The sequence below is a fragment of the Metabacillus rhizolycopersici genome, from assembly GCF_020075705.1.
Map to the genome: position 1 here is coordinate 1 of NZ_JAIQUM010000009.1, position 13,494 is coordinate 13,494.

Genomic DNA, 13,494 nt, shown 5'->3' on the forward strand with positions numbered 1-13,494 from the left:
GCTATGTGAGTTCAAGTTATTTAACGTCAACAAAACCTCGAACAAGCACGGCTTCACCATCGACACCACCAGCACCAACTCCTGAGGCAAAAACACAAACGAAATACGTCAAAGTAAATAGTGGTTCTTTAAATATGCGAAATAGTGCATCATCAAATGCTTCTATTATTGTTAAGTTAGCAAAAGGGAAAGAAGTAAAGGTTTACTCTGAATCTAATGGGTGGGCTAAAATTGAAGCTTTTGGTCAAATAGGGTATGTAAGTAGCCAGTATTTAACAACTTTAAAGCAGAGTGAAAATAATAGTTCGATTCCAGAGATTATAACAACGAAGTATGTAAATGTGAGCTCAAGTTTGAATGTAAGGGAGTCTGCTTCGTTAAATGGAAAAGTTCTCATAACTTTAACAAAAGGAACAGAAGTAACTGTTTATTCCGAGTCAAATGGTTGGGCGAAGATTGCTGTAAATGGACAAGTTGGTTATGTTAGCGTCCCATACCTTTCTGAAACGAAACCGATAGTTGGAAGTTCTCCTGAGCTAGAACAAACAATGGAAACGAAATATGTAAATATAAGCATTGGCTCAAGTTTGAATATGAGAAATCATCCATCGGCAGATTCGTCAATTATTGTAAAACTTGCACGCGGTACGGAGGTAACAGTCTATTCTGAAGCGGATGGTTGGGCAGAGATAAAGGCGTACGAACAGTTGGGCTATGTGAGTTCAGACTATCTTTCTTCGACAAAAACGACTGCTGGTACAGAATCTTCACTAGAAAATGGTCCAGATCCATCAAATGAAAATACTGCTGACGAAATCATATCAAAATATGTGAATGTTATCTATGGTTCAACTTTAAACATGAGAACTGAGCCCACTACGTCAGCAACTATTATGACAAAATTATCTAGAGGTACAGTCGTTACTGTGTATTCGGAAGAAAATGATTGGGCGAGGATTACAGCCAATGGCCAAACAGGCTATGTGAGTTCTCAGTATTTGTCTACAATAGAACCGTATAATCCTAGCACTTCTGATAAGAATGATGAAAAGACATTTGAACAATATCAAATTAGTTTAAAGGATTTGACTGATATTCAAATGGCGGTTAAACCACAAACAGATAAAAAATATCAAACGTACATAAGGGAAGATGCTCTAGTTTTAACTAGTTCTTCGAGTGGAACAGTAAAGGGAACTAGTTGGAATGTTCGTGGTGGAGCAGGTACTGATTATTGGGTAGTAGGAACAGTGAAAAATGGAACAACTCTGCCGATTATTTCAAAAATAATGGGGAATGATGGTTATTATTGGTATCAAATCGACTATAATAAATCATGGGTAAATGCTAGTCCAGAAGATGTAACCTATTATTTGGATCCTACGAACTTCTTAAGTACGACAGTTGATTCTCTACAATTTTTAAAATTATCCGTTAGTGCCAATCTAAATGTCGATGAAGTGAATGAGAGAATTCTTGCTGGAAAAGGAATTTTAGAAGGAACAGCTTCCGCATTTGTAACTGCCGGAGAAATGTATAATGTGAATGAGGTTTATTTAATAGCACATGCATTATTAGAAACTGGTAAAGGCACTTCACAGCTTGCAACAGGCGTTAATGTAAATGGTAAAACAGTTTATAATATGTATGGAATTGGGGCGTATGATGGAACAGCATTAACAAGTGGGGCACAGTATGCCAATAATGCAGGCTGGTTTACCCCTGAAGCAGCGATTATTGGCGGTGCAAAATTTATTGCTCAAGGATATATTAGCGCCGGTCAAGACACTCTTTATAAAATGAGATGGAATCCTAGTTCTGCTGTTGTTAATGGCTATGCATCACGTCAATATGCAACTGATATTGGTTGGGCCGCAAAGCAAGTTAATCAAATTCATAATTTATACCATTTAATAGATTCGTATACACTTGTCTTAGATATTCCAACATATAAATAATCAAAAAAGAGGTTGACCACCGTTTCGGTGAGTCAGCCTCTTTTTGCGTGAAAACAGGACAAAAATAATGTACTCCATTCTTAATATGTAATATAACACCAACCTCAAGATTCAAGAGAAATTAAGGAGTTTGGTGGATATTCTGCTCTTTAAGCTTAAGATTAAAGAGCTAGTGGAAAGTGAAGGATAAGAAAAGCGCAAGCGCCTTGTTTAGCCTCTTGGGTCTAAGACGCTTGCGCTGGACACGAAAACTATAAGTCAAAAAATTTATACTTTCTTATCTTTAAAAAATTATAAATTTTGGAAGTTTTACTTTACCCTTTTCGTAATCGAAACACCAAGTCCTCATTTGGTGTCACATAGATTGTTTGTTGATTATCATAGATAACAAACCCAGGCTTTGAACCGCTTGGTTTTTTAACAAATCTAATTGCGGTAAAATCCACGGGGACAGCACTAGAGTTTTTTGCTTTACTAAAATAGGCAGCGATATTTGCAGCTTCTAGTATAGTTTCTTCCGATGGATTTTTGCTGCGAATGACGACGTGAGAACCAGGGATGTCCTTTGTATGTAACCAGACGTCATCGCGTGCGGCAAATTTATTTGTTAAGTATTCATTTTGTTTATTATTTTTACCGACGATAATCTCTGTACCATCACTTGAAACGTAGTGTTCTAGCGTTGGTTTGTGGGCTTTTTTTTGTTTAAGATTTCGTGATTGTCTTTGCTTTAAGTAACCCCCTTCCATTAATTCTTCACGAATTTCTTCAATGTCGCGCGGGGAAGCAGACTCCATTTGTTGAATTAATCGTTCAAAATAGTCAATTTCGTTTTGGGCAATGTCGATTTGGTTATGAACAACTTCGACCGAATTTTTCGCTTTTTGATATTTAGTAAAGTATTTTTGTGCATTTTCAGAAGGAGTTTTTTGAATGTCTAAAGGAATGATAATGGTCCCGCTTTTTTCATCATAATAATTGATGACTTCAACCTGTTTATCTCCTTTGTTAACAGCGTAAAGATTTGCTGTTAACAATTCTCCATATAATTGAAATTGATTTGCTTTTTCAGCTTGATCTAATGTTGCTTCTAATTTTTTGATTTTGTTTTCATTTTTCTTTTTTTCATTAACGATAAAACGTTCTAAATCATTTCCTTGCTGCTTCACACGGTCACGTTCGGCTTTACCATAATAATAACGATCTAATAATTCAGACATCGTCGCAAAGGTTTTGGATTTACTAGATTCTAAATGAGTGAGGTTTATCATGTAAAAAAGTTCACGATTTTGCTGATAGAAAATTTGCGGTTGAATTGTATCGTTTCTGAGTTCATCGATCATATTTAAAAATGTTTTTGGCAAAGTTGTCCGATTTACTAATCCAGCTCGATATATGACCTCTTTAGCAAAAAGTGGTGAAATCCCTGCAAACTGTTGAACAATTTGTTGATCTAGCTTACCTGAATTAAAATCAAGCTTTTTTAAGACTGCTTCCTCGTTAGCGTCAAATGGATTTACTTTACCTTGTCCAGGTGGTAATACATATTCATGTCCAGGAAGGACAGTTCTATGTCGATTAACGGCTGGGGATAAATGCTTCACACTATCTAAAATCAGATTCTGTTCTTTATCAACGAGAATAATGTTGCTATGTCTTCCCATAATTTCAATCATCAATCGCTTTGCTGTTAAATCGCCAAGCTCATTTCGGCTTTTTATGTCAATGATAATAATTCTTTCCATATCAAGCTGTTCAATGTTTTCAATTACACCACCTTCTAAATGTTTACGCAATAGCATACAAAACATCGGTGGTGTACTTGGATTTTCATAGGTTTCGTTCGTTAAATGAATCCTTGCATAACTTGGATGTGCAGACAGAAACAAGCGCTGATTTTTTCCGCCAGCTCTAATTTGTAATATAAGATCGTATTTAAATGGCTGATGGATTTTTGTGATTTTGCCATTATGTAGTGCTTCTTTTAATTCTTTTGTAATCGTATATGTAAATAAACCATCGAATGACATCGCACAGACTCCTTTTGTTAAACATGCACCAGGGTGTATGTAACTTTCGTATTAGCTTTTTTATTTTAAATTGCATTAATTTCGGGTGAAAAGAGGGGGATCTAGAATCTAATTGTCTATTTGATCAGCTTTTAAAATAATTAAGCAACTTCAGTCCCTTATTCATTTAAGTTTTCATTTGATTATAGCATGTTTTTGGACGAGGCTGAATAAGTTGTCTATAGATGAATTCCCATTATTGGTGTTCTCGTTGCTCTTCAGTAGCAAAAATCTATGTTTACAGCGTCGTTTGTCATTATTGAATTATCGAAGGATGGGAATTTCAAGTAAGGCGGAAAGTGAGAAATAATCGCAGATCAGACGTGAAAATTTTTCTGTTTAAAGGGGTGTGTATGCGATCCATGAAATGGCATGAAATGAGATCAGAAGAAGTAGTGAATTCAATTAATACGGAGGTTGATACCGGACTAACAAGCAAGGAGGTTCAAAAGCGGGAAGAGAAATTCGGATACAATGAATTAAAGGAGGCTGATCGCCCTTCAGCTATCTTACTCTTTTTAAGTCAATTTAAGGACTTTATGGTTCTCGTTTTATTAGCCGCTACCTTAATCTCCGGGTTACTTGGAGAATATATTGATGCCATCGCGATTATAGCGATTGTAATAGTTAACGGTGTCCTTGGTTTTTTTCAAGAAAGACGGGCGGAAAGATCACTTGAGGCATTAAAAGAGCTTTCTGCGCCTCAAGTAATGGCTCTAAGAGATGGAGAATGGGTGCGGATTCTCTCTAAAGAGCTTGTTCCAGGTGATATTGTAAAGTTTACAAGTGGTGATCGAATTGGCGCTGATATGCGATTAATTGAAATAAAAAGCTTAGAGGTAGAAGAATCAGCGCTTACTGGTGAATCGCTTCCAGTTCAAAAATCCATACGACCTATTGCAGGTTCAGATGTTGGACTAGGTGATTTAACAAATATGGTTTTTATGGGAACGTTGGTAACAAGAGGATCTGGTGTTGGTATCGTTATCGGTACAGGAATGAATACAGCAATGGGGCAAATAGCTGATCTGCTGCAAAATGCTGAAACGATGGACACGCCATTGCAGCGACGTTTAGAGCAGCTAGGAAAAATATTGATTGTTGTTGCCCTTGCCTTAACAGTGCTTGTTGTTGGAATTGGGGTATTACAAGGTCATGACATCTATACGATGTTCTTGGCGGGGGTGTCATTAGCAGTTGCTGCAATTCCTGAAGGCCTGCCTGCGATTGTAACTGTTGCTTTGTCGCTTGGCGTACAGCGAATGATCAAGCAAAAATCAATTGTTCGGAAATTGCCGGCAGTTGAAACACTAGGGTGTGCCTCTGTTATCTGTTCAGACAAAACAGGGACAATGACACAAAATAAAATGACGGTTACACATGTTTGGTCTGGAGATAAACTATGGAGCGTTAGTGGTACTGGCTATCATCCACATGGAGAATTTTCATCTAATGACAGAGTAGTTGATGTCATAAAAACGAAAACACTTCAGCAAATCTTGACATTTGGATCATTATGTAACAGTGCTATGCTTGTTGAAAAAGAAGGTCAATTTCACCTAGATGGCGATCCAACAGAAGGAGCACTATTAGTAGCAGCTATGAAGGCGGGGCTAAAAAAGGAAGCTTTGTTAAGGAATTTTGAAGTTATTGAAGAATTTCCATTTGATTCCGTACGCAAAATGATGAGTGTAATCATTCAGGATAAAGCAGGAAAACGATTTGTCGTCACAAAGGGTGCACCAGATGTCTTGCTTGGCGTCTCGAAACATATTTTATGGAATGAACGACAAGAAGGATTGAGTCATGATTATGAGGCTAACGTAAAAAACGCAATTGAGTCGCTAGCTTCTCAAGCATTACGTACAATTGCGATTGCGTTTAAACCGTTACAACCATCTGAAAGAATAAACACTAGCTTTGAAGCTGAAAAAGATTTAGTTTTTATTGGCTTACAAGGGATGATTGATCCACCGCGGCCTGAGGTAAAACAAGCTGTTCAAGAATGTCGTGATGCCGGTATTAAAACGGTCATGATTACTGGAGACCATGTAATCACCGCAAAGGCAATCGCGAAACAATTAAATCTCTTACCTTCAAATGGCAGGGTGATGGAAGGGAAAGAATTATCCCTACTTTCTGTTGAAGAGCTAGAAGAAATTGTTGATGATGTGTACGTGTTTGCAAGAGTTTCACCTGAGCATAAATTAAAGATCGTAAAGGCACTACAAAATCGTGGTCATATTGTAGCGATGACAGGTGATGGTGTGAACGATGCCCCAGCGATTAAAGCTGCTGATATAGGGATATCAATGGGGATTACAGGAACGGACGTTGCTAAAGAAGCTTCTGCTCTTGTTTTAGTGGATGATAACTTTGCAACAATTAAATCGGCTATTAAAGAAGGAAGAAATATTTACGAGAATATCCGTAAATTCATTCGCTATCTTCTTGCTTCAAATGTTGGGGAAATTCTCGTCATGCTTTTTGCGATGTTACTAGGCTTACCTTTGCCGCTCGTACCAATTCAAATTCTTTGGGTAAATCTTGTGACAGACGGTTTACCTGCGATGGCGCTTGGTTTGGATCAACCTGAAGGAGATTTGATGAAACGAAAACCACGTCATCCAAAAGAAGGGGTATTTGCCAGAGGGCTGGGATGGAAAGTTTTATCGCGCGGATTTTTAATCGGGATCGCGACACTAGCAGCATTTATGATTGTTTACAAACAGAATCCAGACGATCTTGCATACGCGCAAACTATTGCATTTGCAACATTGGTGATGGCTCAGCTCATTCATGTATTTGACTGTCGTAGCGAAAAGTCAATCTTTGAGCGGAATCCATTTGAGAATATGTATTTAATTGTGGCAGTTATATCATCAATATTGTTAATGCTCGTTGTCATCTATTATCCACCTTTACAGCCAATTTTCCATACGCTTCCGATTTTACCGAGAGATTGGCTATTAGTTCTAGGATTTTCTGCAATCCCAACTTTTTTACTTGCAGGCTCACTTTTAGCAAGAAAACCAGCGAAGACTATGATATAATCCTAAAGGGGGTGACCCAAAAAGTCATCCCCTTTGCTTGTTACCTTAATAACGTGATATTTTTATAAGTGTAGTTAAATTAGAATTATATAAATTTCACATAAAAGAGCGTCACGGTTCAATTAAGTAAGCAGAAAGAAAGTGATGTGATACATAATGGTAGTAAGTATGACGGGATTTGGTCGTGCGAGTGGACAAGTTGAATCATGTTTTATGACAGTTGAAATGAAATCAGTTAACCACCGATTTTTAGAGATTAGTCTAAAAATGCCGAAACAGTTTCTTAGTATTGAAGATAAAATAAAAAAACTTATCTCCAAATTTGTAAGTAGGGGTCGAATTGAAGTTTATGTAAATCTCGATGGTGAGTCACTAGTTGAAAAATCAATTCATATAGATTGGGATTTATTGTCGCACTATGTTGACACACTACACGAAATAAATGAGCGGTTCTCCCTTAAGGATGAAGTTACACTCGACCAGATTTTATCTTTACGTGAAGGAATTGACATTCTTGAAGAGTCAACGTCTAGTGACATTGTAGAAAAAGAGCTTTTACATATTATAGAGTCTGCCGTACAGCAATTGTCAGAAATGCGAAAAGCAGAAGGGGAACAATTATCTGTAGATTTACAAGCTAGGCTGGCAGATATGAGGAACATAGGTGAAGAACTTGAATTAGTTGCACCTACTGTTGTTGAGCAATATCGTGAAAAACTGACAAAACGGGTTTTTGAATTTGTCACAGGGATGATCGATGAAAACCGTATCTTAACAGAGGTCGCACTATTTGCCGATAAAGCCGATATTAGTGAAGAATTAACAAGGCTACATAGTCATATCCATCAGTTCGAGAAAACATTGCAAACAAGTGAACCGATCGGCCGTAAGTTAGATTTTCTTGTACAGGAACTGAATAGGGAAGCTAACACAATTGGTTCAAAAGCAAATGATGGACGAATCGCAAAAAATGTCGTCGAATTAAAAAGTATTATTGAAAAATTAAAAGAACAAGTTCAAAATATTGAATAGGTTACCGTTCGATTGATTATAAACGGGCTTATAAGGCAAAAATAGTTTTGTCCTTAATTAGGGGGAGCATACATATGAGTATTAAACTAATCAATATCGGATTTGGCAACATCGTTTCTGCAAACCGCATCATTTCGATTGTTAGTCCTGAATCAGCTCCGATCAAGAGAATCATTCAAGATGCAAGAGATAGAGGCATGTTAATAGACGCTACATACGGCCGGCGTACAAGAGCAGTTGTTATTATGGATAGTGATCACATTATCCTTTCAGCTGTACAACCTGAAACAGTTGCTCAAAGGCTTTCGAATAAAGAAGAGCTATCAGATGAAGGGTAGGGAGTAAGTACATTGATAAAAGAAAGAGGATTATTAATCGTCCTATCGGGACCTTCGGGTGTAGGAAAAGGTACAGTTAGAAAAGAATTATTTTCACAAGAAGACACAGCATTTGAATATTCAATTTCAATGACAACAAGAAAGCCGAGAGAAGGAGAGGTTGATGGAGTCGACTATTTCTTTAGATCACGAGAAGATTTTGAAGAGTTGATTTCACAAAATAAACTACTAGAGTGGGCTGAATATGTAGGTAATTATTATGGTACACCCGTTGATTATGTAGAAAAAACATTAAGCGAAGGAAAAGATGTTTTTCTAGAAATCGAAGTACAAGGTGCACTTCAAGTACGTAGCGCATTCCCTGAAGGGTTGTTAATTTTCCTAAGTCCTCCGAGCTTAAATGAGCTGAAAAATCGCATTGTCACAAGAGGAACGGAAACAGAAGAATTAATTAATAACCGTATGAAGGTAGCAAAAGAGGAAATTGTGATGATGGATGCTTATGATTACGTTGTTGAAAACGATAATGTCCTTTTAGCTTGTGATCGAATAAAGGCAATCGTCACAGCTGAGCATTGTCGCCGTGATCGAGTAGCACCACGTTATAAAAAAATTCTGGAGGTTGAATAATATGCTTTATCCATCGATTGATGTTTTAATGAATAAATTAGATTCAAAATATACACTTGTAACAGTTGCAGCAAAACGTGCACGTGAAATGCAGGATTTAAGTGATCAACAAATTGAAAAGCCTGTATCGTTTAAATATGTTGGCAAAGCACTAGAGGAAATTAACGCAGGTCTCCTAAATTATCAAAGACCGGAAAAATAATGGTTAAAATAACAACCTAGTCAGTAGGTTGTTATTTTTTTCAGAATATGAGAATTTATAAGTTTTGGCTTCGAGAATTATCCAGCGCCTAGCCCCTTGGGGTCATAAGCCGCCACGCCTTCTATTCATGCGCGTCTTATGCCTGCCTTAGGCTGATCAAGGCGCTTGCGCTTTTATTAGAAAAGACATTTTATTGATAAAATAGACATAATAAAGATTTCTCAAAGTGGGTGGGAGAGTATGTTAGCTGGAAAAAAAATATTATTATGTGTTAGCGGAGGAATAGCTGTCTATAAAGCTGTTGCTTTAACAAGTAAAATGGTACAAGCTGGTGCTGAAGTAAAGGTCATTATGAGTGATTCAGCTATGGAATTTGTTACACCTTTAACATTTCAAGCTCTTTCCCGAAATGATGTATTTTATGATACGTTTGATGAGAAAAATTCACAAGTCATTGCACATATTGATTTGGCAGATTGGGCAGATTTAGTTCTTGTTGCACCGGCGACAGCGAATACGATTGGCAAGCTTGCAGGTGGCATTGCAGATAATATGTTAACTACTACGTTACTAGCTACTACTGCGAAGGTTTGGATCGCTCCTGCAATGAATGTCCATATGTATGATCATCCTGCTGTTCAGAAAAATATACAAACACTTTATGACTATGGATACGAGTTTATCGAGCCTAGTGAAGGCTTTTTAGCTTGTGGATATGTTGGGAAGGGCAGACTAGAAGAACCTGAGAAAATTGTTAACCTGCTTAAAAGACATTTTGAAAAAATTGAATGGGGCAAACCGTTAAACGGTGTAAATATCCTCATTACAGCGGGACCAACGAGAGAAAAAGTAGATCCTGTTCGTTTTTTTACCAACCATTCTACAGGGAAAATGGGTTATGCAATTGCGGATGTAGCAGCAAAATTAGGTGCGAATGTAATCTTGATTTCAGGACCTACAACACTTGTGCCTCCTGAAAATGTTAAAACGATTCAAATTGAATCAGCGCAAGACATGTATGAACGTGTGCTTGAACATTATCCTCATACAGATGTTGTGATAAAGTCAGCGGCAGTAGCTGATTACCGGCCAATTCAATCCTTTGATCAAAAGATGAAAAAGCAACCAGATGACTTACAGATGAAAATGGAGAGAACGACCGATATTTTAAAGGAATTAGGTAAACTGAAAAAACATCAACTTTTAGTAGGTTTCGCTGCCGAAACAAATAATGTAGAAGAATATGCAAAGCGAAAGCTAGAAACCAAGAATTTAGATTTAATTGTTGCCAATAATGTGTCCTCAGTAGGAGCTGGATTTGGAACTGATACGAATATCGTTACGATCTATGAACGTGATCTACGAAAGATTGAATTGCCGATCATGTCTAAGTATGAAGTAGCAAAAAGGCTCTTAGACAAAGTGCAAGTGCTTTTAAAAGGAGCAGAATAAATGAAATATGCAAGTGTCATCGTCGATGTCCCGGCCATGCAAACAGATCGTGCTTTTGATTATAAAATACCAGATGAATGGGAAGGGGTATTAACTCCTGGCATGAGAGTCATTGTTCCATTCGGCCCTAGGAAGGTACAAGGATTTGTTGTCGAGACGAAGGACCATTCAGATTTTAAACGATTAAAGTCGATTACAGAATTACTAGACATAACACCATGTTTAACAAGCGAGCTTCTACAACTAGGTCAATGGTTAACGGAGAAAACATTATGCTTTAAAATCTCCGCCTTTCAAGTGATGCTACCGGCAGCAATGAAGGCGAAATACGAAAAAATGATCGGAATTACAACAGATTTATTAGCGGATTTACCTAAACAAATTCAGCCGTTTTTTCAAAAAAACAGTCAAGTTGACTTAAAAGACATACAACAAACTGTTTCACTTAAAGAGATCCATAAGGAAATTGAACAAGGGAATTTGGAAGTCATCTATAAAGTGAAACAAAAGACGAATAAAAAGATGATCAAAATAATTAAACGGAATGAATCGTTTTCTCGGCTAGCTGAGTTGGTTGAGCAGCTACCAACAAATGCTAAGAAGCAAATAGATATCCTCACCTATTTTATTACGAATCAAATTAGTGAGATTTCGTTACAAGACTTATTAACTGAGGCATCTACATCAGATGCCTCAGTAAAGGCACTGATATCAAAAGGGATTTTAGTGGAAGAATCGAGAGAAGTATATCGTGATCCATATCAAGATAGCAATTTTAAAAAAACGACACCCTTACAATTAAACGATGAACAACAAAAGGCAATAACGCCTATTTTAACGTCCATTAGCGAAACGGAACATGACGTCTTTCTAATGTATGGAGTCACAGGAAGTGGTAAGACTGAGGTATATCTTCAGTCAATCGAAGAGGTACTAAAGAATGGAAAAGAAGCAATTGTCCTCGTTCCTGAAATCTCGTTAACTCCCCAAATGGTTCATCGTTTTAAAGGTCGCTTTGGATCAAAAGTGGCCGTCCTTCATAGCGGTCTTTCTACAGGTGAAAAATATGATGAATGGCGAAAAATCCAGCGTAAAGAGGTTCAGATTGTCGTTGGGGCAAGATCAGCAATTTTTGCTCCATTTGAAAATTTAGGTATGATTATTATCGATGAAGAGCATGAATCTAGTTATAAACAAGAGGAAAATCCACGTTATCATGCTAGAGATGTAGCTATTTATCGTGCGAAACTTCACAAATGCCCGGTTGTGTTAGGGAGCGCTACACCAACACTAGAATCATTTGCTCGTGCGCAAAAAGGGGTGTACAAGCTTCTTACTTTAAAAGAACGCGTGAACAAAAAATCGATGCCGAGTGTTGATATTATTGATATGAGGGAAGAACTTAGAAATGGCAATAGAACAATGTTTTCAACCGCATTGTTGGAGAAATTAACAGAACGATTGGAAAGAAGAGAACAATCGGTCTTATTCCTTAATAAAAGGGGATATTCTTCGTTTATTATGTGTCGTGATTGTGGATTTGTTATTCAATGTCCACATTGTGATATCTCGTTAACTTATCATCGTCATGGGCATCAGCTTAAATGCCATTATTGTGGATATGAGGAACAGATGCCAACCGTTTGTCCAGAATGTCAAAGTGAACATATTCGTTTTTTTGGAACGGGTACACAAAAGGTAGAAGAAGAGCTAGTTAAGGTTTTACCTGAAGCGCGAATCATTCGTATGGATGTTGATACAACTGGGAGGAAAGGTGCTCACGAAAAGCTATTAACGAAATTTGGAAATAAAGAAGCGGATATCCTTTTAGGAACTCAAATGATTGCAAAAGGACTTGATTTTCCAGATGTCACATTTGTTGGTGTTTTAACAGCTGATACAATGCTTAATCTGCCAGATTTTCGTGCAGCAGAAAAAACTTTTCAACTATTAACTCAAGTAAGTGGAAGAGCAGGAAGACATGAGCTGCCAGGTGAAGTCATTATTCAATCATATGCTCCAGAGCATTATAGCATTCAATTGGCAAAACAATATGATTATGATCTATTCTATGAGCAGGAAATGAACAACCGCAAAAACCATGCATATCCACCCTATTACTACATTGCGCTCTTAACGGTTTCCCATCCAGAAATAACAAAGGTTGTTTCAGTGACAGAGAAAATCGTCCAGTTTTTAAGAAGACATGTAGAATATGAAACGAGAATCCTCGGGCCAGTAGCTTCACCAATCCCACGAATCAAGGATAGATATCGTTACCAATGCATGGTAAAATACAAGCGGGAAAAGAACTTACATGAAACATTAAGAAAAATCATAGAACATTTCCAGGCAGAAACGGGATCAAACGATTTAATAATTGCAATAGATTTAAATCCTAATTCAATGATGTAAGTTGCGCCTGTTTATCGCAGATTAACGGGAAGTACAACCCCGTCTTTAAGATTTCGAGAGGAAGAATGTAGGTATTTTTAATCGTTTAGGAAACTATAAAATTCTTGAACTGTGGATAAGCGCACGACATCCAGCGCAAGCGTCCGGCCCCTTTAAGGTCTAGCCACGCATGAATTAAAGGTAAAGAACAACTTCTATTCATGCGCGTCTTATGCCTGCCTTAGGCTGATCAAGGCGCTTCCGCTTTAGTTCTTTAGTTTATAATATCTAGCGCAAGCGTCCGGCCCCTCTTAGGTCTACAGCCAATCCGTCCAGAAGGTTAAAGAACAACCTTCCAGCCGGCTT

At 37.5% G+C, this 13,494-nt stretch carries 9 protein-coding genes; 8 read left to right on the top strand and 1 reads right to left on the bottom strand.

Annotation, left to right across the window (positions count from 1 at the left end; all coding sequences use genetic code 11):
• Positions 1-1,958: SH3 domain-containing protein (locus tag K9V48_RS06040; RefSeq protein ID WP_224137783.1), on the top strand; the 1,958-nt coding region annotated here is incomplete at its 5' end.
• A gap of 314 nt (positions 1,959-2,272) precedes the next feature.
• Here the strand turns inward: K9V48_RS06040 and K9V48_RS06045 are convergent.
• Positions 2,273-3,988, bottom strand: a complete 1,716-nt coding sequence (locus tag K9V48_RS06045; protein ID WP_224137785.1) for an Rqc2 family fibronectin-binding protein — start codon at positions 3,986-3,988, stop codon at positions 2,273-2,275.
• Between the two features lie 401 nt (positions 3,989-4,389).
• Here K9V48_RS06045 and K9V48_RS06050 point away from each other — a divergent pair, with 401 nt between their 5' ends.
• The 7 genes from K9V48_RS06050 (at position 4,390) to priA (ending at position 13,149) form a co-directional block, all read left to right on the top strand.
• On the top strand, positions 4,390-7,080 hold the full coding sequence (locus K9V48_RS06050) for a calcium-translocating P-type ATPase, SERCA-type (RefSeq protein ID WP_224137793.1): 2,691 nt from the start codon (positions 4,390-4,392) through the stop codon (positions 7,078-7,080).
• Between the two features lie 156 nt (positions 7,081-7,236).
• Positions 7,237-8,112, top strand: coding sequence for a YicC/YloC family endoribonuclease (locus tag K9V48_RS06055; protein ID WP_224137798.1), 876 nt, complete (start codon positions 7,237-7,239; stop codon positions 8,110-8,112).
• Between the two features lie 74 nt (positions 8,113-8,186).
• Positions 8,187-8,450, top strand: coding sequence for an extracellular matrix/biofilm regulator RemA (gene remA / locus K9V48_RS06060; protein ID WP_111615029.1), 264 nt, complete (start codon positions 8,187-8,189; stop codon positions 8,448-8,450).
• A 15-nt stretch (positions 8,451-8,465) separates the two neighbouring features.
• Positions 8,466-9,080, top strand: a complete 615-nt coding sequence (gmk, locus tag K9V48_RS06065; protein ID WP_224137921.1) for a guanylate kinase — start codon at positions 8,466-8,468, stop codon at positions 9,078-9,080.
• Position 9,081: 1 nt separating this feature from the next.
• The gene (rpoZ, locus tag K9V48_RS06070; RefSeq protein ID WP_111615028.1) at positions 9,082-9,282 is read left to right on the top strand and encodes a DNA-directed RNA polymerase subunit omega; all 201 of its coding nucleotides are present in this window, start codon (positions 9,082-9,084) and stop codon (positions 9,280-9,282) included.
• A 240-nt stretch (positions 9,283-9,522) separates the two neighbouring features.
• Positions 9,523-10,734 (top strand): bifunctional phosphopantothenoylcysteine decarboxylase/phosphopantothenate--cysteine ligase CoaBC, encoded by a 1,212-nt coding sequence (gene coaBC, locus K9V48_RS06075; protein WP_224137800.1) that lies wholly within the window; start codon positions 9,523-9,525, stop codon positions 10,732-10,734.
• Positions 10,735-13,149 carry a primosomal protein N' gene (gene priA / locus K9V48_RS06080; RefSeq protein ID WP_224137802.1) on the top strand — a complete coding sequence of 805 codons (2,415 nt, stop codon included), beginning with the start codon at positions 10,735-10,737 and terminating at the stop codon, positions 13,147-13,149.
• Positions 13,150-13,494: the final 345 nt, after the last annotated feature.